11 protein-coding genes are annotated in these 25014 nt (G+C 32.9%); all 11 read left to right on the top strand.

Annotation, left to right across the window (positions count from 1 at the left end; all coding sequences use genetic code 11):
• Window positions 1-170: 170 nt before the first annotated feature.
• The 11 genes from BMY96_RS00090 to fucP all read left to right on the top strand — a co-directional run bounded on the left by BMY96_RS00090 (window position 171) and on the right by fucP (window position 24350).
• Window positions 171-3251: a SusC/RagA family TonB-linked outer membrane protein gene (locus BMY96_RS00090; protein WP_092847527.1), complete on the top strand. Its 3081-nt coding sequence runs from the start codon at window positions 171-173 to the stop codon at window positions 3249-3251.
• 12 nt (window positions 3252-3263) lie between these two features.
• Window positions 3264-4916 (top strand): RagB/SusD family nutrient uptake outer membrane protein, encoded by a 1653-nt coding sequence (locus tag BMY96_RS00085; protein ID WP_092847524.1) that lies wholly within the window; start codon window positions 3264-3266, stop codon window positions 4914-4916.
• A gap of 75 nt (window positions 4917-4991) precedes the next feature.
• Window positions 4992-7070: a GH92 family glycosyl hydrolase gene (locus BMY96_RS00080; protein WP_092847521.1), complete on the top strand. Its 2079-nt coding sequence runs from the start codon at window positions 4992-4994 to the stop codon at window positions 7068-7070.
• 2 nt (window positions 7071-7072) lie between these two features.
• The gene (locus BMY96_RS00075) at window positions 7073-8710 is read left to right on the top strand and encodes a glycoside hydrolase family 28 protein (RefSeq protein ID WP_092847519.1); all 1638 of its coding nucleotides are present in this window, start codon (window positions 7073-7075) and stop codon (window positions 8708-8710) included.
• Window positions 8707-11013: a GH92 family glycosyl hydrolase gene (locus tag BMY96_RS00070; RefSeq protein WP_092847516.1), complete on the top strand. Its 2307-nt coding sequence runs from the start codon at window positions 8707-8709 to the stop codon at window positions 11011-11013. Before BMY96_RS00075 ends, BMY96_RS00070 begins: the two co-directional genes overlap by 4 nt.
• An 83-nt stretch (window positions 11014-11096) precedes the next feature.
• A complete protein-coding gene (locus BMY96_RS00065) occupies window positions 11097-12536 on the top strand; it encodes a glycoside hydrolase family 125 protein (protein ID WP_092847514.1) in 1440 nt (479 codons plus the stop codon).
• Window positions 12537-13613, top strand: a complete 1077-nt coding sequence (locus BMY96_RS00060) for a phosphatidylinositol-specific phospholipase C1-like protein (protein WP_092847510.1) — start codon at window positions 12537-12539, stop codon at window positions 13611-13613.
• 22 nt (window positions 13614-13635) lie between these two features.
• Window positions 13636-16551, top strand: coding sequence for a glycosyl hydrolase 115 family protein (locus tag BMY96_RS00055; protein WP_175473481.1), 2916 nt, complete (start codon window positions 13636-13638; stop codon window positions 16549-16551).
• A 7-nt stretch (window positions 16552-16558) separates the two neighbouring features.
• A complete protein-coding gene (locus tag BMY96_RS00050; RefSeq protein ID WP_092847505.1) occupies window positions 16559-18352 on the top strand; it encodes a metallophosphoesterase family protein in 1794 nt (597 codons plus the stop codon).
• 15 nt (window positions 18353-18367) lie between these two features.
• On the top strand, window positions 18368-22402 hold the full coding sequence (locus BMY96_RS00045) for a hybrid sensor histidine kinase/response regulator transcription factor (RefSeq protein ID WP_092847502.1): 4035 nt from the start codon (window positions 18368-18370) through the stop codon (window positions 22400-22402).
• A 628-nt stretch (window positions 22403-23030) separates the two neighbouring features.
• The gene (gene fucP, locus BMY96_RS00040; protein WP_092847500.1) at window positions 23031-24350 is read left to right on the top strand and encodes an L-fucose:H+ symporter permease; all 1320 of its coding nucleotides are present in this window, start codon (window positions 23031-23033) and stop codon (window positions 24348-24350) included.
• The last annotated feature ends 664 nt before the right edge of the window (window positions 24351-25014 follow it).

Genomic DNA, 25014 nt, shown 5'->3' with positions numbered 1-25014 from the left:
ATTAACTTTCTTGTTTCTAAAATAAATTAAAAAGTTAATTGTCTTAATTTATTGTATTTAATTTAAGTGTTATAGCATGAAAATTACATGAGGTTGAGACGATTTTCTAGGTCATTCGGATATTAAAAATGTAATTTTAACAAAATTTTATTAACCAAACTTTTAAAATAATGAAACAAACTAAATTACTATTGTTGGTTTTGCTCTTAGGTTTTTCTTTTACATCAAGAGCTCAATCAAATCAAATTTCAGGAGTGGTTGTAGATAGCCAAGGCATACCACTTCCGGGAGCAAATGTACTTGATAAAGGGACAAGTAATGGGGTCGTTACAGATTTTGATGGCAATTTTAACCTTAATGTGTCCAATATTAATGGTACAATTACTGTATCGTATATTGGTTTTGTAACCAAAGATGTTAGTTTAAACGGAGCCCGTCAATATACAATTAGACTAAGCGAAGATACTCAGAGTTTAGAAGAAGTTGTAGTTGTTGGGTACGGCTCGGTGAAAAAGAGTGATGCAACAGGAGCAGTAGTTTCTTTGGATTCTGAAGCTATAACTGAGGCGAAAAAAACCGATGTTGCAGAAGCCGTGCAAGGACGAATGGCAGGTGTGGATGTAAGACGTGTAAACTCTAAACCAGGGTCACCGTTGTCTATCAAAATTCGTGGAAATACAGTTATTAGAAATGCTAATGTAGGAAATGATGGTGTAAGCGACGATTTAGGAGCAGATTTATCTAGACCTTTATATGTTGTTGATGGTATTTTTGTTGGAGATCTTAGTTTTCTTAACCCAGCTGATATTGAAAAAATAGATGTATTAAAAGATGCCTCTGCAACGGCAATTTATGGTTCGCGAGGTGCCAATGGTGTTGTTATAGTTACTACAAAATCTGGTATTGAAGGTAAAACACAAGTAACATACGATGCTACTTTTGGAGTTAATAATGTTGTAAATGAACCCGATATGTTTAATGGGGACGAGTATGTAGCTTTTGTTAGTGATGTTTTAAGAGGTGAACAATGGGTTGGGGAATGGACTGATGGAACAGCTACAGTTGAAGATTTTAATAATTTATCTATTGATACCGACAATGAATTTATTGGTATTAGTGAACGAGAAAATGTAGCAAATAGAGATTATACCAATTGGAGAAAGCTACTTAGGCAAGAAATGCAACTCCAAACGTCGCATACACTTGGTTTTTCTGGTGGATCGGATGGATTGATTTATAACGCTACTTTAGGTTACACGAGTGATAAAGGATTAATGGGGATTGAAGATTTTGAGCGCTCTAACGTGTCGTTGTCCTTAACTAAAAAGTTTAAAAATAAATTTACTTTAGGAGTAAAAGGATATTTTACTTCTACAGAAAGAGAAGGGGGGTCTTTAGAACTTTTTAGAAGTTCTATGAGGTTGGCACCAACGGTAAAACCATTTAATGAAGATGGGACTATAAAACTTATACCCGATGGACAGGATGTGCGTTTTATAAACCCGTTGTATGAAGTTGATGGATCTTGGACAACTAACCAACGAAACACTAGTTTTATTGCTAACGCATTTTTGGAATACCAACCAATAGAATGGTTAAAACTTAAAACTAACTTTGCACCTTCGTTTTCAAATGGACGTGGGGGCGAGTACAGAGGGTTGTTAACTAAAGCAGCTAGAAATGATCAATCTAGAACTAGAGCAGTTTATAATTCCGGATTTGGTAGAAGTTATAACTGGGATAATACTGCCGATATTAATTTTGATTTTAATGAGAATCATAGTTTAAATACCACATTAATTGCAGCTATAAGTTATGAAGATTTTGAAGGGTCTGCAATCCAATCTAGAAATGTAAGTTCAGATTTATTTGGATTCTATAATACTGAAGCAGGTTCTGATGTGAGGAACTACGGCACTAGGTTTAGTAAAGAAACCGTTTCTTCTTTTGCGGCTAGAGTTAATTATAGTCTTTTTGATAAATACCTAATAACTTTTACAGGAAGATATGATGGGGCTTCAAAATTAGCCGATGGCCATAAATGGGCTTTTTTCCCTTCTGCAGCCTTAGCTTGGAAAGTTTCTGAAGAAAATTTCATGAAAGATGTTAGCTGGATTTCTAATCTAAAGTTTAGAGTTAGTTATGGAGAGTCTGGAAATTATAACTCTGTTGGTGCCTATGCTTCTCAAGCAACACTTCGTCAAGTAGATTATCAATTTGGAGATGCTTATGCTTTAGGTAATACTCTAGGTAATTTAGTAAATGATGAGTTAACTTGGGAACGCTCAAAGGAGCTTAATATAGGTATTAACGCTAGCTTTTTTAAAGGGCGAATAAGAGCAGAGGCAGAGTATTACAATAAGAAAACCGTAGATGCTATTTTAAATAGAAACCTTATGGGGTTAACCTCGTTTTCTGGTACTGTAGGTAATTTTGGTTCGGTAAGAAACAAAGGTATAGAGCTATCTTTAACAACGGTAAATGTAGATACAGGAAATTTTAAATGGCAGACAAGTTTAAATTATGCACGTAATGAAAACGAATTGTTAGCATTAGATGGTGATATTGAAAAGCAGCCCTATGGAAGACATGGTGTGTTAGAGGTCGGTCAACCTATAGATGCTATGTACTCTTTCGAGAAATTAGGTATATGGCAAATAAATGAAGCTGCAGAAGCTGCTGTTTATAACGCAGTTCCTGGTATGTATAAGTTTAAAGACCAAAATGAAGATAACCTTATTAATGAGCAAGATCGGGTGGTAATTGGTAATCATGCGCCAGATTGGATTGGAGGTATGACTAATAATTTTAGTTATAAAAATTGGGATTTAAATGTAATGATTTATACAAGGCAAGGTGTGTTTGGTCACTCAGAATTTTATCAAAACTTTGCGACTCATAATCCAGATAATGCGACATTTAATAAAATAGATTTAGATTACTGGACACCAAATAACCAAAACGGTAAATATCCATTACCAGGTGCAGCACTTTCCAACGGTCAAGCTAACGAGTGGTTTTTTGAAGATATGTCTTTCGTAAAAGTTGGAAACATAGGTTTAGGCTATTCATTTCCTTCGTTATTAGCTAACAAATTACACTTAAGTTATTTGAAATTATCGCTAGATATAAAGAACCCGTTCATATTTACGGATTACCAAGGGCCCGATCCTGAAACAGGACTACAAAACTCTTACGGAATGGCTTATTCTGTTCAAACAGCAATTTTTGGTATAAAAGTTAGATTCTAAAAAAGTAAAAAAATGAAAATTCAAAATAAGTTAAAATATATAGTTATCGCTATAGGTTTATCAACCAGCTTTGTAGCTTGCGATAGTTATCTTGAAGAAGAAAATAAGTCGGCAGTAACAGCCGAAAATTATTACACATCCGATAATGCGATAGAATTAGTTAATGCCGTATATACAGCAGTACGAGAACCATATACGTTTTATAGTGAAGCTTTTTTTGGTACCGACATTTTCACGCAAAACGGCCAGCTTTTTAGTATAAATAATTTAAATGAGTATACTAATATTGCATCTGCAGATGGAGCCGGACCTTGGTATAGTAACTATTCCGTGGTTAGTGCCGCTAATATCGCTATCAATAGGTATGAAAATCAAATTTCATGGGAGCCAGCCTTAGTTGGACAAAGAGATTTGGGTATAGCCCAAGCCAAAGCCCTTAGAGCTTTAGCATACTTTAATCTCGTACAACAGTACGGAGGAGTGGTGATTTATTTAGATGAGGTTTCGGAAATTAGGTATGATTATGCTCGTTCTTCAGAAGAAGAAACTTTTAATCAAATTATAAAAGACTTAGAAGACGCTATACCTGTTTTAGAAACTACGCCAGCGGAGTTTGGACGGTTTTCAAGGCGTGCAGCTCAGCATTTGTTGGCAGATGTTTATTTAACAAAGGGTTATACAAATTTTGGAACAACTCAAGATTTTGAAACAGCGGCGCAACTAGCAGAAACAGCAATAGGAAGTTATGATATAAGAAGCCAAAGCTACGCTCAGGTATTCGATTTTGATAACCAAATAAATCCTGAAGTGTTATTCTCTATACAGTATGGATCTGAAGGTGTTAATAATAGAAGTAATGATAAAAACGGTATTTTTATGAATGTGGCTCATAATTACGCAGGGATTTCCCGTACAGCTAATCCTTATGGAGAACCTTCATTTTTAGGAATGCCAACAGATTTTTTCTATAGTTTATTTGAAGATAATGATTCGCGAGATGAAGTTACACTGCACAGAGTACTTTATGCAACTGTTAATTCATCAATATCCGAAAATGGTGTAGAAAATATAACTGTTGGTGATACTGTAGTATATTATCCTAAAACTGCTTTACCACAGACAGAGTTGCAAGATAAGTTAAATCGTTACTGGGTTTTCCAACCCTCTGATTATGGTTTTGATGTTGCAGATAATGTGTCAGGTGCGTTATATCAATATTCAAACAATTTAAATAATGTTAACTTTCCAATATTCGCCAAGTTTGATGAACGTGCTCAAGACGGAAATGGCTACAGAGACGTTTTTGTATTTCGTTTAGCCGAAACACATTTAATTGCGGCCGAGGCCTATTTAGGAGCAGATAACGTTACTGCTGCTTTACCACATATTAATAGGGTTAGGGAACGTGCAACTGGAGTACAAAATCATTATACAAATTTAACTATTGATGATATATTAAACGAAAGAGCCTTAGAACTGGCAGGTGAATCCAACAGATGGAATGTTTTAAAACGTACAGGTAAACTTCAAGAACGTGTTTTAATGTATAATCCACATTTTATCGATCATGGATCATTCGATCCAGAAAAGCACACTGTTAGGCCAATTCCTTCCCAGGAAATAGAGCTTTCAGACGGAAGTTTAGAGCAAAATCCTAAGTACTAGTTTTTAGACTAGTTCAAACCATTTAGTTAAAAGGCAGGTTGCATAGCCCTCCTGCCTTTATTTTAATTCTTGTTTATGAGAAAGTTTCTCTGTTTATGTATAATTATTAGTTTAGTATTATCACTTTTAGGCTGCAATAAGCAATCTAAAGAATTTGTTGAAATACCTGTAACTAGTTATATTAATCCATTTATTTCTACCGCTAACGACCACGGACAAACAGATGTTGCTGCCAGTGTTCCTTTCGGAATGGTAAAACCAAGTCCAGATACAAATCCAATAGCACATTCTGGGTACGATTACAGTGCAGAAGAAATCATTGGTTTTTCAAATACCAGATTTTCTGGTGTTGGATGTAGAGGTGTAGGAGGAAATTTAAGAGTATTACCTTTTGTTATTGCAAAAGGAGATTCAATTCCTAAAGGTCTAGCATATTCAAAAGAAAGTGAAAAAGCTAAAGCTGGATATTATTCAGTGAACTTAAGCAACGGTGTAAAAACGCAACTTACTGCAAATAGGCAAGTCGCATTTCATCAATATACATTTCCAGAATCTAAAAATGCTGGACTTATTATAGATTTAGCAAGTAGTTATGCAGGTCACGTATCTCATAGTTATCATATAGAAAACGGTATCATTAGTGGTAAAATAACAAGCGTTAATGTTTGCAGAAAAGGTAAATACACATTTTACTATGCCATTAATTTTAATCATGAAGTGTCAGAAGTAACTGAAGATAATTCTAAATTAATTTTTAAGTTTTCAACTAATAAGAATCAAGAAGTTTTATTACGATGTGCTTTGTCGGTTGTTGATGAAAACAGTGCCATTCAAAATTTAAAATTATCAGAAAAATTAAGTTTTTCTGAAGTTAAAGAGCAAGCATTTACATCATGGAACAATCTTATGGATGTTGTTCATGTAGAGACAGAAAATGATACACTAAAGGAATTATTCTATACACATTTGTACCACGCAACACAATCGCCATTTATTATAAATGATAAAAATGGAGTGTTTAGAGGTAGTGATGGTAATCCATACAAATCTAATTCATCGCATTATCACGGTTGGTCTGTATGGGATACGTTTAGAACAAAACTTCCTTTATTTTCATTTTTATATCCAAATAGATATAAAGACATGTTAACGTCTTTAAAAGCATTGTACAAACAAGGAAAACCTGATTGGGCAACAGAAACAGAACCTTTTTTAACCATTAGAACAGAGCATACCATAGCTATTGTGCTAGATGCATATCAAAAAGGAATTTTGCCATTTCCATTATCTGATATTTATGAAGAAATGAAAGCAGAAGCTGAACATTTACCGTTTAAATCGCCAGATAATGTACTAGAATCGAGTTATGATTTATGGGCACTTTCAGAAATTTCTAAGGCTTTAGGAGAAAATGCAGATGCTAAATTTTATAGAGATAAAGCTTTTGAATATAAAACCCTTTGGAAAGACAAGTTTTTAACTATGGATGAAAATTCAGATATCATGCATGGAGACGGATTATACGAAGGCACGTTGTGGCAATACCGATGGTTTGTACCTTTTGATATAAATGGAATTCAAACCATGATAGGTGGTAAAGATGAATTTGAAAATCAATTAGATTATTTCTTTGAAAACGAATTATTTAACATAGGTAATCAACCCGATATTCAAGTGCCGTATTTGTATAATTACACAAATTCGCCATGGAAAACACAAAGGTTAGTCGACCAGTTATTAAACAAAGAAACGAATAATTGGTACGGAACACACCATAAATTAGAACAACCCATTACGCGTAAAATTTTTAGTAATACGCCCGATGGTTATATTAAAGAGATGGATGATGATGCAGGCACCATGTCGTCGTGGTACGTATGGTCTACAATGGGTTTATATCCTGTTTTCCCAGGAAGTACTCAGTTGGCATTAACTACACCACAATTTGATAAAATTACTATAAAAACAAATGATAAACCGTTACAAATAATTGCAAACGGCAGAACATCAAAAAATATTTACATTCAAAAAGTAACATGGAATGGAGAAGAAATTAACTCAAGTATTATAGACTTTAATTTAATTTCTAAAGGCGGCATTTTGCAATTTGAATTAACAGATACGCCCAATAAAGGCTGGGGTAAACAAAATTAAACATGGCATACAAGACAAAATATAGTACTTCTGTTTTATATGCTTTTTTACTGATTTTATTTTTTTGGTCATGTAAAGAAGCTCCTGAAACACCTGTAAATGTCTCTCAAAGTGAAGTTAAAAAAGAGTATCTAAAAAAGACTAATAATAAAGAGTATTTGGTTACAGATTATGGTATAGTTGGTAACAGTAAAATATTAAATACAGTTGCTTTACAAGAATTAATAGATAAAGTTCATCAAGCCCATGGTGGTACTTTAGTATTTCCTACAGGAGAATACCTTTCTGGTAGTCTTGTAATGAAATCTAATGTAAGCTTGTATTTAAAAGAAGGTGCTGTTTTATTAGGGAGCACAAATCCTTACGATTATAAAGATGTACCAATGCCAGAACGACCAGAATCTCCAAAGAGAGATGATTATTCAAATATGGCATTTTTAGTAGCCTATAAAGCCAATAATTTTAAAATTTACGGCAAAGGTAAAATAGATGGACAAGGTAGAGCTTTGGCGTTAAGGATAGATAGTTTACACCATTCAGGAGACCGTATCGATCCAAAGTATAATTACCGGCGTATGCGTCCAAATGAAACGGCAAGACCTAAATTATTTAGATTTTCAATGTGCAAAAATGTAGATGTCTTGGATTTAAACCTGCAAAATGGAGCATGTTGGGGACTTTCTTTTGAGTTATGTGAAAAATTAAAATTGGATAACCTTAAAATAGTTAATAGAGCCTTTTGGAATAATGATGGTATAGATATTACCGATTGTAAAAATGTACAAATAACCAATTGCGATGTAGATTCTGCTGACGATGGCATTTGTTTAAAATCGTACTTTCCAAAATATTATAACGATAGTATATATATTGCAAATTGTACAATTAAAAGTAGTGCAAGTGCATTAAAGTTTGGAACAGCTTCTTACGGTGGATTTAAAAATGTGACTATCGAAAATATTAATGTTTTTGATACATTTCGTTCTGCAATAGCTATTGAAAGTGTAGACGGTGGTGCTATAGAAAACATTAGTGTGTCTAATATTGTTGCTAAAAATACAGGGAATGGTATTTTTATTCGCTTAGGTCACAGAGGTGGCGAGCAACCGGGAATTATAAAAAATGTACATATAAAAGATATAAAGGTTGAAATACCTTTTGGAAGGCCAGATATAAATTACGATTTAAGAGGACCAGAGGTCGATTTTTTCCACAACCCTTTTCCTTCTTCAATTGTAGGTATTCCTGGGCACAATATAGAAAATGTAATTATAGAAAATATAGATATTACATATCCTGGTAGAGCATCAAAAGGAATGGCTTATGTGCCTTTAAGTAGATTAGAACAAGTACCTCATAAAATAAAGGATTATCCAGAGTTTTCAATGTTTGGAGAACTTCCAGCTTGGGGGTTCTATGTTCGCTATGCAAAAGATATTACTTTTAAAAATGTAAATTTAAAACTGGAAAACAAAGATTTTAGACCAGCATTTGTATTTGATGAAGTAAACGTTTTAAATATAGAAAATGTGGTTTTACCAGAAACTAATCACAAACAATTTGCATTAAAAGGAACGTATGAGGTAACAAAAGATGATGAATTGAAACCGGCTACTGCCATTATTAAACAAACCCAATGAGATATTATAAATTTTTTATATTGTTTATACTATTATCAGTTTTTGCTTGTAAAAATGATAGTAAACAAATAGTCGCAGATGAAGTTGATAAAGATGTCGATTTTTCAAGTATGGTCTATCCTCAACTAGATACAGAAAATTCTAGATGGTTTTTCTTTTCGTCGGCATGCCGTCCTTTTGGAATGGTAAATTTAAGTCCAGATAACCAAATAGAAGGTGCTTGGGGTAGTGGTTATCGTTATAAAACAGATACCATAAAGGGATTTAGTCATATTCATGGTTGGCAAATATCTGGTGTTTCTGTAATGCCAGTTACCTTTTCCGAAGAAAATAAAAATAGCATTTTTACCGATTTCTATTCAAAATTTAGTCATGATAATGAAGTGGTAAAACCAGGTTATCATAGCTTAGAACTTCAACGTTTTAATATTAAAACAGAATTAACAAGTACCAAACGTGTCGGTTTTCATAAATATACATTTCCTGAAAAATCTGAATCAGGAATCCTATTAAATTTAAATACCGTTTTAGGGCCTAGCGATAATGCAAATGGCGTGTTAAAACAAATTAACGATAAAGAATTTGTTGGCTCTGTAGTAGCTACGCCAACGCATAGGAGACCAAAAGATTTAAAAGTATTTTTTAAAATAGCTTTAAATCAGTCTGTAAATCATCTTCAAAAAGATGAAGAAACAGGGAATTACATGTTGCATTTTAAGGATTTGAATACGCCGCTTTTAATGAAAGTTGCTATTTCATATACCTCAGAAGAAAATGCCAGTTTAAATATGAAAACAGAATTACAACATTGGGATTTTAATGCTGTAGTTTCAGATTCAAAAGACGAATGGAATAGCCTTTTAGGTAGAATAAAAGTTGAAGGGAATACTGAAAAGCAACAAAAGAGATTTTATACAGACTTGTGGCATGCGCTTCAAGGAAGACGAACCATAAGCGATGTAAATGGTGCGTATCCAGATAATACAGGAAAAAGCTTTAGAATAGGTGAATTGCCTTTAAAAGAAGATGGTACGCCTAAGTTTAATCACTATAACTCAGATGCTTTTTGGGGCGCGCAATGGACAATAAATACTTTATGGGGCTTAGTATATCCAGAAATTTATGAAGAATTTACATGGTCTTTATTACAATATTATAAAGATGGTGGTTTAGTTGCTAGAGGTCCATCAGGAGGAAATTACACTTATGTTATGACGGGAAGTTCGTCCACACCATTTTTTGTGAGTGCCATTCAAAAAGGTATTCTTAAAAATAATTTAGAATATGTATACGAAGCTCTAAAGAAAAACCATATGCCAAATGGTATTATGGAAAAGGCGGGCTATGAGCATAAAACACAAAAAGGAGGTGGTCTTAAATATTATTTAAAAAATGGTTTTGTGCCGCATCCAAATCCAGAAGGTAAATTTGGAGGGCATCAAGATGGTGCAGGTTTAACTTTAGAATATGCGTATCAAGATTGGACGTTAGCCCAATTGGCATTAAAGTTAGGCAAGAAAGCAGATTACAATTATTTTATGAAGCGTTCTAAAAACTATCAGAACCTATTCAATAAAAAAATAGGGTGGATGCAACCCAAAAATATAAAGGGACAATGGCAAGCCGACTATAGTCCTTACAATTATGAGGAAGGTTTTATAGAAGCCAATGGCGCACAATCCACGTGGTTTGTACCTCATAATATTCCAGAATTAGGAGAATTAATGGGAGGAAAAGATGTGGCTGCCGATAAATTGAAGACTCAATTTGAAGAAGCAGAAACTTTAAACTTTACCTCTGGGACATCACATGCATCAGAATTACATCCAGAATATAGAAAGATTCCAATAAACTATGGTAATCAACCCTCTATACAAACAGCTTTTGCTTTTCATAAACTGGGCAGACCAGACTTAACACAGTATTGGTCTCGAAAAGTAGCATCTACCGTTTTTGGAGGTTTAGCACCATCAACAGGTTATAATGGAGACGAAGACCAAGGTTTAATGGGAAGTCTTGCTGTGTTAATGAAAATTGGTTTATTCCAAATAAATGGCGGAACAGATGCAGATGCAGAATATCAAATTGGAAGCCCTATTTTCGATAAAATTTCCATTCAATTGCATCCCGATTATTATTCAGGAAAAACCTTAGAAATTCTAGCCACTGATAATAATGAAGCCAATGTATTTGTAAAAGAAGCGACCTTTAATGGTAAGTCATTAAAAGAATTTACCTTGTTTCATAAAGACATAACAAGTGGTGGTGTGCTTAACATGAAAATGGAAGCTAGAGATAATTAAAGTGTAGTAGGATGATATCTATTTTCTTAGAAACTAATCCTTAATTTTATTCGTACCATTTTTAGATGCTAATTCTTAAATAAATGACAACAAGAAGAAAATTTATAAAACAAAGTGCTTTGGGTGTTGCTGGACTTACAGCATTAAACTGTTCTGCTTTAGGAGTAGCTCGTAATTTTCAAGCGTATCCTTCCAACAGACCCATTCCTTCTAAAAGAACATTTGTTAGTGATGCTGTTGAAAAAACTATAAAAAATGTAAAAAAAGGTATCAATAATAAAGAATTGGCGTGGATGTTTGAAAACTGTTTTCCAAACACTTTAGACACCACAGTAGATTATGAAATTATTTATGGTAAACCAGATACATTTGTTATAACAGGCGATATTGATGCCATGTGGTTACGAGATTCTACAGCTCAAGTTTGGCCATATTTACCTTTGGTTCATAAAGATAAAAAACTAAAAAATTTATTTAAAGGCTTAATAAATAGGCAAACCAAATGCGTGTTGCTAGACCCTTATGCCAATGCATTTTATAAAGACACTACAAGACCAACAAAATGGAAAGACGATAAACCAACGCCACAGTCAGGTATTCACGAACGTAAATGGGAAATAGATTCTTTATGTTATGCCGTTCGTTTGGCTTACGGATATTATAAAGAAACTGGAGATACTTCTGTTTTTGATGCAGATTGGGATAAGGCCATGCGATTAGCAGTAGAAACCTTAAGAACAGAACAACGCAAAAACGGAACAACACCCTATTATTTTGAACGCGTTAGAAGAAATAAAAACGTTACAGCACCTTTTAGTGGAAAAGGCAGACCAATAAAACCAGTAGGACTCATTTGTTCTGCATTTAGACCATCTGATGACGGTACGATGTACCCCTTTTTAATTCCATCAAACCTGTTTGCAGTAGAGTCTTTAGCACAATTAAGTGAGGTTTATAAAACAGTTTTTAAAGACGATTTGTTTTCTAAAGAATGTGCTTCATTTTCTAACGAAGTATTGCAAGCAGTAAATAAATATGCCATTTCAGAGCATTTACACTATGGCAAAATATATGCCTACGAAATAGATGGTTTTGGGAATAAAGTATGTATAGACGACCCTAATATTCCGTCATTAATCGCCATGAAATATTTGATGAATGAAGCGTTTTACGATTCCGAAGTCTATAAAAATACAAGAGCCTATTTGTTAAGTGATGATAACCCTTATTATTTTAAAGGGAAAGCAGGCGAGGGGCAAGGTGGTCCACATGCAGGTTTAGATACCATTTGGCCTATGGGCATTATTTTAAGAGCCATGACAAGTGATAATGATGAGGAAATAGTTTGGTGTATCAAACAATTGATGAATACACATAATGGTTCAGGGTTTATGCATGAAACCTTTCATAAAGATGATGCTTCTAAATTCTCTAGGTCTTGGTTTGCTTGGGCGAATACCTTATTTGGAGAGCTAATTTTAAAGCTATACAACGAAAAACCGAAACTTTTAAAATCTATTTAAATGAAACAACGGGCTCTTTTATGTCTAATTATTGTTATCTGTTTTGGGTGTGCAAATCAAGCACATTTAAAACTGAATGATGTTCAGGTTATTGGAAGTCATAATTCATATAAAATAGGAATAGAGAAACCGTTATTAAATTATATTGGAACTATTGATTCTAGCAAAGCAAAATCTTTAGAATATGAGCATATTAGTATTAAAGAACAGCTAAATCTAGGTTTACGACATTTAGAATTAGATGTGTTTTATGACCCAAAAGGTGGTCGTTTTTCGAATCCGAAAGGTTTAGAAATTATAAAACAATCTGGAGTTACTCCAATGCCTTATGATGAAGATAATACTTTAGAAGCATCTGGATTTAAATTATTTCATATTCAAGATATCGACTTTAGAAGTCATCATTTGCTATTCAAAGATTGTTTAAGCGTGATGAAGCAATGGTCGGATCAAAACCCAACACATACACCAATTATCATCTTAATGAATACGAAAGATAAAGCACTACCACAGTTAACAAAACCACTGCCATTTTCAGTCAAAGCCTATCAAGAATTAGATGCTGAAATACGTTCGGTTTTTTCAAAAGACGATTTGATAGTGCCAGATGACGTGCGGAAAGATTTTAATAATTTGGAAGAAGCAGTCTTAAAAAACGGCTGGCCAAAATTAGAAGACTGTAAAGGAAAATTCCTTTTTGTTTTAGATGAAAAAGAACAAAAAAACAAGCTTTACATTAATGGTGATACCACACTAAAAAACCGCGTATTTTTTGTGAATAGTAAAGAAGGAAATCCTGAAGCTGCGTTTAGAATTGTAAATAACCCCATTACCGATTTTGAATATATAAAGCAGTTAGTTGCAAAAGGGTATATGGTGCGCACGCGCGCCGACGCAGGAACTAAAGAAGCTAGAACAAACGATTACACCAAATTTGAAAAAGCAAAAGCATCGGGAGCGCAAGTAATATCTACCGATTATTATAAACCATCAACATTATTTGAATCTGATTTTGAAGTGAAGTTTGATGATGGCACTTATGAAAGGATTAAAAAAGTAACAGAATACAATGACTAAACTCTTTAAACTCTTATTTTTAATGTTTTGCCTTTCCTCATGGGGGCAAAATACGATTCAATTCCCACTGGTAAAAAATGGAGAAATAGCTTCAATACACATTGATAAAAAAGAAGCAGAAGTGGTTAGAATTGCTTCTAAAATTTTAGCAAACGATGTAAAAAAAGTTTCAGGAAAAACAGTTGCAATCCATCAAAATAAGGCATCCTATCAAATTATTGCAGGTACATTAGGGAAAAGTAAACGCATCAATCAATTGGTTACAAAACATAACATTGATGTTTCTCAAATTAAAGGCAAATGGGAAACATATAACATTCAAGTTATAAATAACCCTTCAAAAGGAATAAAAAAAGCATTAGTAATTATCGGTTCAGACCGAAGAGGAACTGCCTACGGACTGTTAGAAATATCTCGAATGATTGGTGTATCTCCGTGGGAATGGTGGGCAGATGTTAATCCAGAAAAGCAACAAGAATTAGTTTTAAACATAGAAAACAAGATTTATGGTGCGCCATCAGTAAAATATCGAGGCATTTTTTTAAATGATGAAGATTGGGGCTTACAACGTTGGGCCGCATTAAATTACGAACCAGAAACGGGAGATATTGGCCCCAAAACGTATGCAAAAGTATTTGAGCTTTTATTGCGTTTAAGAGCCAATACCATTTGGCCTGCAATGCATAAATGTACAAAGGCATTTTATCATTATCCAGAAAATAAAATAGTTGCCGATAATTATGCCATAGTTATTGGAAGTTCGCATGCAGAACCCATGCTGTGTAATATAAATGCAGAATGGCATCATGAAACTATGGGCGATTATAGATACGATACGAATTCAGAATCCATAAAATCGCTATTTAAAAAACGAGCAAAAGAAACGGCAAATTTTGAAGGTATTTATACCGTTGGAATGCGTGGAGAACACGATTCACCTATGATAGTTGGCGAAGATGATACCGATGCCCAAGTAAAACTTCTAGAAAAAGTGATAGCCGATCAACGCCAGATTCTTAGAGCCAATACAAAGCGAGGAATCGCAAAACCACAGGCATTTGTACCTTATAAAGAGGTGTTGCATTATTACCAAAGTGGTTTAGACTTGCCCGAAGATGTTAGTTTGGTTTGGACCGATGATAATTACGGATACATGCGCCAATTGAGTAATGAAGATGAACAAAAAAGAAGTGGAGGGGCAGGAGTTTATTACCATACCTCGTATTGGGGAAGACCCCACGATTACCTATGGTTAAATTCTACAAATCCTGTTTTAATGTGGGAAGAAATGACGAAAGCCTATGAGTTTGGATCTCAAAATATTTGGATTCTGAATTGTGGCGATATCAAACCACATGAATATAATATCGAGTTGTTTTTAGATATGGCTTGGAATATTGATACTTTTAAAAATGACGATTCAGTTAAAAATCATCATCTAAATTGGAGTGCTAATGCATTTGGAAAGGAAAACGCAAAGGCTATTACCAATTTGATGTTTAAATATAACCAATTGGCCTTTCAGCGTAGGCCAGAATTTATGGCTTGGAGTAGTGTAGAACCGGTTACCAAATCAGGAGAAACGGAGTTGACACAATATCATTATGGAGATGAAGTTGGTAAGCGCATTCAAGCACATCAAAATTTAATTAGTGATGTAAATAAAATTCAAAAGAATATTTCAACACACAGAAAAGATGCCTTTTACCAACTAATTCATTATCCCATTACAGGCGCATCAAATTTAAATCTTAAGTGGCTTTACAGTTATAAAAATAAATTTGTTGCAGCTCAAGGAAGACAAAGTGCTAGCGATTTTGCTACAAAATCTTTTGATGCATTTAAAGCGATTCAAAAAGAAACGGACTATTTTAATAATACGCTTCAAAATGGAAAGTGGAAGCATATTATAACAATGGCACCAAGGCACTTGCCTGTGTTTGCTGAACCAACGGCAACAATAGCTTTAAAAGAAAAAACGAGTACTTTGGGTATGGCTTTAGAAAGCTATCAAATGGAAGTAAATGATGCGGTTATAAACTCCTATGCCGATGTTTTACCCGTTTTTAATGCATACACCAAAAACAAGTATTACATCGATTTATTTTTAAAAGGAAAAGATGAATTGGAATGGGAAGCAGTGCCTAAGGCAAATTGGATTATAATCTCGAAAACATCAGGAATACTGAATAAAAACCATTTAGAAGAGCGTATTTGGGTAACTATAGATTGGGATAAAGTCCCGAAAGGAGAAAACAAAAAAGAAGCACCTTTGGGGCACGATTATCAACTTATTCCACCAAGTTTTAAAGTAAATTCTGGAATAGATTTTATTTCAAAAGAAAAGAAAACGCATATTGGGGTGTCTGTTTTTAATCCAAAATTAAAGGAGTTGGAAGATTACAAGGGCTTTGTTGAAGACAAAGGATTTGTTTCTATAAATGCAGAAAATTTTTCTCGTAAAGTTGATGGGAAAGAAGCAAAATGGACTACTTTTAATGGTGTAGGTTACACCGGAAATGTAAGTGTGGCTTTACCACGAAAAGCAAATTCTGAAACAGAATTGGAAGCTATAAAACAAAATAGCCCTATTTTAGAATACGATTTTTATGCGTTTAATTTTGGAGAGGTTGATGTGTTTTTACAAGCCATTCCAACACATGCACCCAATAATAAAACAGGTGTGCGTTGTGCCATAGCTATTGATGATGCAGAACCTGTTATAGTCGATTTTCAAACTTTTGGGAGAAGTGATGCTTGGAAACAAAATGTATTAAAAAATGCATCCGTACAATCTGTAAAGCAAATTGTAAATACAGCAGGAAAACACAAATTAAAAATTTGGATGGTAGATGCTGGCGTAATGATAGACCAAATTTTAATCGACTTTGGAGGATGGAAAAAATCGTATTTATTTCCTCCAGAAACTAAAATGTAGTACCTAAATGTTCAAAAGACTTAGTGTCATTTTTATTGGTTTGCTATTGTTTTCTTGTAATGAGAAGCAAGGAAAAACAGATAAGAGTTTTAAAGTGGCTTTTATGGCAGATGTGCATTTGCAAGATATTTACGGCACGTTTTCAGATAATGAGTATAAAGGTGTTTTAAATTCAGCAACAGGCAAATATACCTTGGCAAGAACCATGCAATCGCAACTGCAATCTACGCGATTATTCAACGAAAACTATTTTGCTTTTTTAGCTGCTTTAGATGATGTAGCATCTCGAAACATAAAATACGTGGTACTACCAGGAGACTTTAGTGACGACGGACAAATGCTAAACATAAAAGGATTAAAACGGATATTAAAAAAGTATTCAGAAGCGCATGATATCGAGTTTATACTTACAACAGGAAATCATGACCCTGTGCGCCCCTTTTACCAAGAGTCGGGTAAACACGATTTTCTTGGAGAAGCCGGAAAACAACAACCTATTTTTAGTTCCGAAAAAGCGTTTAAAGCTGAAGAAAATCAAGAATTAAACCCCATTTTCACCAAAGATATTGCTAAGTTGGGGTATAAAGAAATACTTTCCGAATTAAAGGATTTTGGGTTTTTTCCAAAGGAAAAAGATGTGTATTGGGAAACACCGTTTTCAGATTATACGTATTCAAATTATCAATTTAATGAGGCAATACAACAGGCCGATTTATTGAACAGAAATTATGAAATTCCGCCTTTTGGCAACAAAATTCCAGATGTAAGTTATTTAGTAGAACCCACGGATGGCCTTTGGTTTTTAGCTATTGATGCGAATGTTTATGTGCCAAAGAATTCAAAAAATTACAGTAGTGCTAGTATTGGTTATAATAATGTTTTAACGCATAAAAAACACTTGTTAAATTGGATTAAAACTGTTACACAACGTGCAGAAAAGTTAAATAAAAAACTAATTGTTTTTAGTCATTATCCAACTGTAGATTTTAACGATGGTGCCTCAGAACATATTCAAAATTTATTAGGAGAAACTAAAATGCAATTGCACAGAGTACCTAAAGAAGTTGTTGCAAAAGCTTTTATAAATGCTGGTGTAAAAGTGCATTTTGGCGGTCACATGCATATTAACGATACGGGCATAGCAACCTTTAAAAATGGTAGTTTGGTAAACGTTCAAATTCCATCATTAGCAGCATATATTCCCGCCTATAAAATAGCAACAGTAACAGCGAAAGCATTTAAAATAGAAACTGTTGTAGTAGATAGTGTTCTTAGATTTAGGGAGTTATTTCCGCTATACAAGCAAGAGTATGAACATCTGAAAAAAAGTAATTCAAAAACAGTATGGGATTCCGCTATTTTAGAAGCTAAAAGTTATAAAGATTTTACGCAATTTCATTTAAAAGAATTGGTGCGATTACGGTTTTTAAAAGAAGATTGGAATATTTCTTTTACCGATTTTCTAGTAGAAGCAACAGGGGAGGATTTACTGAAATTTGCTTCAGGGGATACTAAAAATAATACTGAATTTAAAACTTGGACAGGTTTTGATATGCTTTTTGATTTATATCGACTGCGTTCTGCCGATGCGCTTGCTTTTAGTGATATTGGAGAAAAAAGATTAGATAATTACAAACAAATCATTGAACTGTTTCAGGATAAATTCCAACATTTAAAAACACCTTCTAATAGACAAAAAGACTTCTATCAATTTTGTGTTATATTTAGTAAGTTTTTAAATGGAGCACCTAGCAATTGTTTTGTTATTCGTTTAGATAAAAATAAAACTATATTGTACTAATAAAAGTTGTTTTTTATGTGTAAAAATAAGATATTATACTTTTTACTTTCAATGTTTTACATAAATGGCATTGCACAAGAGTTGTATTTTGAGCATTTTAATGAAACCAAAGGTTTATCTCATAATTCGGTTAGAAGTATTGTTCAAGATGATAAAGGCTTTTTATGGTTAGGTACGTTTGGAGGTGTAAACCGTTTTGATGGTTACGATTTTAAAGTGTTTACAGCCAAGGAGCAAGCTTCAGATCAACTTAATAGTAATGATATTTTACAAATAGTATCAGATGCAAAATCTAATTTGTGGATTGCAACAGATAATGGGTTAACTGCATATCACCTTCCTACATCCAGCTTTAAAACGTTTCGTGCAAACCCTAAAGATAAGCATGCGTTGGTGGATGATCGAGTTCGATCTGTATATATTGATGAAGCTCATAGGGTTTGGGTGGGAACATTAAATAATGGATTATGTTATTTAGATACCAATACTAATAAATTTTACAATATCGATTTAGGTGAAATTGATAATATAAGAGGTATAACCCAGTCGCATGACGGTAGAATGTGGGTAACAAGTTTCACAAAAGGAGTTTATAGCTTTTTTATAGATGATTTCGGGAAAATAGTAGATTTACAAAATTACACCCTATACCCCAATAATGAGACTAAAAAAAATGCCAATGCCTATTTTATATTTGAAGATAAAGCGTATAATGTTTTTGTAGGAACCCGAGAAGGTTTGTTTAAATTAGATAAGATAGATAATACATTTAAAGACACTGAAGCAAACTCCATGAGTAGCTATTTTAGGTGTTTTACAAAAGCTCCGGATGGTAGTTATTGGTTTGGTACTTCTAACGGAATAATTGAATGTCCTTCAATGGAAGAATTTGTAAAAGGTAACTTTAGGCAATATACAACAGACTTAAACAATCCAAATTCGCTTGTTAATAATTACATTATTTCTTTATATTTTGACTTTTCGGGAGTGCTTTGGGTAGGTACAGAAAATGGTTTAGAAAGCCTGAATCCTTTCGAAAACCAATTTAAATCTTTGGGACTAAATTTTACGGGAAACAATCAAATCCCAATAATAAGTTCTTTTGCTAAAACATTTGATAATAACCTTCTAATAGGAACTCAAGCCCAAGGTGTGTTTTTGAAGAAACATGATGATTTTATAAAGTTATTAGATAGTTACAGCGAAATTAGTAGTATTTATACAAAAGACAATATTGTTTTTTATATTGGGTTATGGGACGGCGGTGTAGTAGAATATGATTATAAGAATAATAAAGAAAGAAAATTTAATGTAGGTTTTGTAAACTCTCCTGTATTTGCTTTTTATAAAATATCGAACAACGAACTTTTAGTGGGATCTCAAGGAGAAGGATTGGTAAAGTTTGATTTAATTACGGGAGAAAAGGATTTTATAAAAAATAATAATCCAAAATTTAAGGATATTAATAAAATACTCTATTTAGAACACCAAAAGTTGTTTTGGATAGCCACAGAAGAGGGTGTTTTTAGGTATAATAGGAAAGACAACAATTTAGAGCAGTATGTACACCAAGATGGTGAAAATGGCTTATCCAACAACAAAGTAAAAGAACTTTTTTTTGATGATAGTGGTCGTTTATGGGCAGGAACTCGAGAAGGTTTAAACTATTACGACCCTGTAACCAATAATTTTAAACTACAAACAGAGCCCAAAGAATTAGCAGATAACTGGATAACAGATATAGCGGTGGATAGTTTAGGTATTATGTGGTTAAACTTAAATTATAACAAAATTGTAAAATACAACCCAAGAAATAACGATTATAAAACATTTTACGTGAAAAATGGGGTGCGTTCAAACTTGTTCAATAAACGTGGGTTTTTACATTTTAATAGAACCAAAATTTACGTTGGAGGCAACAAAGAAATAATACTATTTAATCCCTTAGATATTAACGAGAACAACAATTCACCAACTCCAGTAATTTCAGAACTCAAGGTTAGTAACAACGAAATTAAGCCAGGAGAAACACTTGAGGATATTGTTGTGTTAAATAAAGATATAAATTACGCTAAAAAAATACGATTAAATTATAAAAATAGAAATTTTACGGTTAAATTCTCTATGCCTTCTTACGTTAGCCAGCGCCAAAATACGTTTTATTATAAATTAGACGGTTTAGATAAGCACTGGAACAAAACAAGCAGTGGTTCACGTTCTATACAATATGCAAATTTACCACCAGGAGACTATAATTTAAAATTAAAGGCAACTAATAATAATGGGTATGAAAGTGAGATATCAAGTTATGCAATTAAAGTACAGCCTCCTTTTTGGCTTTCTCCATTCTTTTTTATTTTTATCTTTATACTTATCTCTATAGGGGCATATTTTTTGCATAGTCAATTAAAAAACCGAAGACGTTTAAAACAAGAATTGCTCTTTGAAAAAGTAAGGCGAGAGCGCGACGAAAAATTAAACAACGATAAACTCCGTTTTTTTACAAATATTTCGCACGAATTAAGAACACCTTTAACACTTATTTTGGGGCCGGCTAAACAGTTAATAAATAATCAAAATGACGATTATATACTTAGTAGAGCTAATTTGGTTTATCAAAACGCTAACCGTTTGTTAAGGTTAGTAAATCAAATTTTAGATTTTAGAAGAGCCGAAACGGGTGAACTAAATTTAAAAGTAGCCAAAACTGATGTGAGCGAACATGTTAAAAGTATATTCAATTCTTTTAAAGAATTGACACTAGAAAAAAACATTAGTTTAAGTTTAAATATTGAAAGTGAAGATGCATTTATTTGTTGGATAGATATAGATAAGTTTAGTAAGATTCTGTATAACTTACTTTCTAATGCTATAAAATTTACGGAAAGAAATGGAAATGTAGATTTGTTTTTGGGACTTAAAGATAATGATTCCAATATGTTGATATTAGAAGTAAGTGATAATGGTATTGGAATTTCAGATGAAAGCCATGAAAAAATATTTAAGAGGTTTTATCAAGCTAGAACGACCATAGAGAATACAGGAACTGGAATAGGCCTATCTTTAGTTAAAGCATTAGTAGACATTCATAAAGGAGAAATTAAAGTTAAAAGTAAGCTAGGAAGTGGAAGTGTATTTACCGTGGAAATACCAGTAAATAAAAGCGCATACAACAACGATGAACTTTTTAAAGCTATTAACTCTAAACTCATAGACAAAGAGCCTAAAGAGCGTAAAACTAATAACCAACTTGAAATTAGAGAGTCTTTAGTAGTAGAAAGTACCTTACCAGAAACCAGTGTAAAACAAAAGATTCTTGTAATTGAAGATAACACCGAATTAAGAGATTATGTAGTACAATATTTATCTACTTACTATAAGGTTTTAGAAGCTAAAAATGGGCAAGAAGGCCTTGAGATATGTAAAAAAGAGAAGCCGGTATTATGTGTTGTTGATGTAATGATGCCTGTTATGGATGGGTTTGAGTTTGTTGAATCCTTAAAATCGGACGATGATATAAGCCATATTGCTGTAATACTCCTCACAGCATTGGCCGAAAATGAAAACAGAATAAAAGGCTACTCTATTGGCGTAGATGGATATCTTACAAAACCTTTTGATCCCGCATTGTTAAAAACCCGTATTGATAATATAATAAAACTACATTTTGGTTTAAAGCAACGTTTTTTGGGAGAAGTAGATGGCGATATTTTAACATTAGCACACTCGCAATTAGACATAGATTTGGTGTCTAAAATAAAAGAAATAATTGAAGACAATATTAGTTCTACCAAGTTGTCGCCAAATTTTATTGCCGAAGAAGTTGGGATGAGTACATCAAAATTATATAGAAAAATTAAGCAACTTACCGATTTAACACCTTATGAGTTTATTAGGACCATTCAGTTAAAGAAGTCTGCACAACTTTTAAAAACTAAGCGCTATAATGTTTCTGAAGTTTCTGATATGATAGGGTTTAATGACCCCTTCTATTTTAGTAAAGTTTTTAAAAAGCAATTTGGTTATAGCCCAAGCAAATTATTAAAGTAAATTAATTATTTACCCCTTTTTTTACCTTTAAGTAACTCAAAAACAAATAAACTTTAAAAATTGTATTAAAATACTACTCTATTTTTTTTAAGATAAAGGTAAATTTTAGGAGTTTAGTTTTGTAAAACATATAATTTAACACCATATCTGAGGTAACCAACTAAAACAATCCTGAAAATGAAATAGTTTTAGAGTTTAGAAACTAATTTCTTAAACCATTTTAAAATGGTCTAACACCTCTTTTCCCCAAAAAGAAATATTTATGGCGTTTTTGCACAATCCATTGGCTAAATATCGCTTAGTAGTGCTTAATTTATAAATTAAACTAATATTATTGTGCAGACTAAAGTATGGACTTAAACTGAAAATGGTTACAAAATTGGGTAATAAAAACAGTAGACTCTTCTAATTTGAGCTTCTAAAGCTTAACTATTATATAATATATTTTAGATTTAAGTAAAGTAAAGTTATAGAGTTTAATGTATTCATTTTTAAATTGTTATTGCTTTTTTTAAGAGCAGTATGTCATTTGTCCTAAATGTTAATTACATGCTTTTGAATATATTTTACAGCCCAATGCAAATAAAATATAGGATTTTGCAGGATATAATTTTCAATAGACTAAAAGATGAAATCGAATATTCCAGTGGTTCCTAATAAAATGTTGCTCCCTTTTATATTAGTTACTTCCCTTTTTGCTCTTTGGGGGTTTGCTAATGCGGTAACAGATCCTATGGTACAGGCTTTTAAAAAAGTTTTAGAACTTTCTAATTCACAAGCCGCATGGGTACAAATGGCTTTTTATGGAGGCTACTTCTGTATGGCGTTACCTGCTTCAATATTTATGCGAAAATATTCTTATAAAACAGGAATTTTAATTGGATTAGCACTGTATGCTGTAGGTGCCCTTTTGTTTTATCCGGCCGCTACTACAGAGAAGTTTTGGTTTTTCTGTTTAGGCTTGTATGTTTTAACTTTTGGGCTGGCCTTCTTAGAAACAGCAGCAAACCCGTATGCACTAGCTATGGGAGCAAAAGAAACAGCTACTCAACGGTTAAATTTGGCTCAAGCATTTAACCCTGTTGGATTAATCTTAGGGTTGTTTGTTGCTCAACAATTTGTGCTTAAAAACTTGAAATCTGATGATATTGAAAACTTCTCATCGCTCGATGAGGCTTCTAAAATTCTAATTAAAACTTCAGATTTACTTGTAATTAGAAACCCGTACGTAATTTTAGGACTAGTTCTTATAGGTGTGTTTGTGCTATTTTTAGTGTGCCAAATGCCCCAATCTAAAGAAGATGGTAATTTGCCAAGTATTAAAGAAACATTTAAAAACTTAGCTAAAAATAATAACTACATACTTGGTGTACTAGCTCAAGTTTTATATGTTGGAGCTCAAATTATGTGTTGGACATATATTTACCAGTATGCAGAAGGTATTGGTGTAGATAGTGTAACAGCAGGGTATTACCAAATGGTCGCATTTATTTTGTTTACTATAGGTAGAGCCTTAGGTACCTACATGTTAAGATTTATTGGCTCAGGAAAATTATTAATGCTATTTGCTTTTTTAGCAATAATATTTGTTTCAGGTACTATTTTTGTTCAAGGAATCTTAGGTTTATATATGTTAGTGGGGGTGTCTTTTTGCATGTCTTTAATGTTTCCAACTATTTATGGGATAGCCTTAGGAGGGCTCACCGAAGAGCAATCTAAAGTAGGGTCTGCCGGCTTAGTCATGGCTATTGTTGGCGGGGCTTTAATGCCTAAGTTACAGGGTAATATTATAGACTTTGGAGGTGCTGGAGTTTCTGATATAGAAATCTTAGGTGTATCAGAAATTAATTTTTCATTTATATTGCCTCTACTGTGTTTTTTGTACATTATGTGGTATGGATTTTTTGTCGGCAATCAGGAAAAACTAAATGAGACAAGTTCAAGTTAACATACTGTATGCTTTAAGATTTTCAATAAAATGTTAATAACAAAATAGTAAGGGAATAGAATGAAGTATTTACATTTAAAATTCTAAGTATTATTGTTCATTGTTGTTGGTTGCTATATTTTTTGCATGGGCCAGTAAGAAATAGAAATAAATTTAACCTCAGCCTAAAAGATATATTAATAAGTAATTCGAGAAATAGTCTAGTATGTTCTTATAACAACAGGCCGCGGATGGTGTTTAACTTTTTTAATATCCTGTTAGTTATTGGCTTAGCATCAATAACGGCCCCTTGTTTTTAACTAAGCAAAACAATTAAGAAACAAATAGGCAAAGTACTTGTCGTGATTTTAATCAAAAACAAATAGATTTTACATCAAATATATTGCAATGTCTTTAAAAGGTTTTAGGGAAATAAAACTTCAATATGTAAATCCAATTTTTTTCAATATAGTTTAAAAATAGGATAAAAAAATAAAGATATTTTGAAATTATTCAATTACGGTCTTTAAATAAATGGTTTGCAAAAAAAATAAGAACCTATAATTTAAATACTTGTGTTTTTGTTAAAGTAGACATAAAGAAACTTTTTACATTAAAATGCATGGAAATTCTAGGTAAATAAATTGAAAATTATGTTGATTTGGCATAAGTAAACAAGAAAAAA

This window comes from Algibacter pectinivorans, assembly GCF_900112595.1.
Taxonomy (GTDB): domain Bacteria; phylum Bacteroidota; class Bacteroidia; order Flavobacteriales; family Flavobacteriaceae; genus Algibacter_B; species Algibacter_B pectinivorans.
This window is presented reverse-complemented; position numbering and strand designations above follow the sequence as displayed.

Excerpts from the sequence above, each read along its gene's own strand:
- BMY96_RS00060 (WP_092847510.1), top strand. The coding sequence starts at position 12,537 with ATGAAACAACGGGCTCTTTTATGTCTAATTATTGTTATCTGTTTTGGG.
- BMY96_RS00080 (WP_092847521.1), top strand. The coding sequence starts at position 4,992 with ATGAGAAAGTTTCTCTGTTTATGTATAATTATTAGTTTAGTATTATCA.
- fucP (WP_092847500.1), top strand. The coding sequence starts at position 23,031 with ATGAAATCGAATATTCCAGTGGTTCCTAATAAAATGTTGCTCCCTTTT.
- BMY96_RS00070 (WP_092847516.1), top strand. The coding sequence starts at position 8,707 with ATGAGATATTATAAATTTTTTATATTGTTTATACTATTATCAGTTTTT.
- BMY96_RS00075 (WP_092847519.1), top strand. The coding sequence starts at position 7,073 with ATGGCATACAAGACAAAATATAGTACTTCTGTTTTATATGCTTTTTTA.
- BMY96_RS00045 (WP_092847502.1), top strand. The coding sequence starts at position 18,368 with ATGTGTAAAAATAAGATATTATACTTTTTACTTTCAATGTTTTACATA.
- BMY96_RS00085 (WP_092847524.1), top strand. The coding sequence starts at position 3,264 with ATGAAAATTCAAAATAAGTTAAAATATATAGTTATCGCTATAGGTTTA.
- BMY96_RS00050 (WP_092847505.1), top strand. The coding sequence starts at position 16,559 with ATGTTCAAAAGACTTAGTGTCATTTTTATTGGTTTGCTATTGTTTTCT.
- BMY96_RS00090 (WP_092847527.1), top strand. The coding sequence starts at position 171 with ATGAAACAAACTAAATTACTATTGTTGGTTTTGCTCTTAGGTTTTTCT.
- BMY96_RS00055 (WP_175473481.1), top strand. The coding sequence starts at position 13,636 with ATGTTTTGCCTTTCCTCATGGGGGCAAAATACGATTCAATTCCCACTG.
- BMY96_RS00065 (WP_092847514.1), top strand. The coding sequence starts at position 11,097 with ATGACAACAAGAAGAAAATTTATAAAACAAAGTGCTTTGGGTGTTGCT.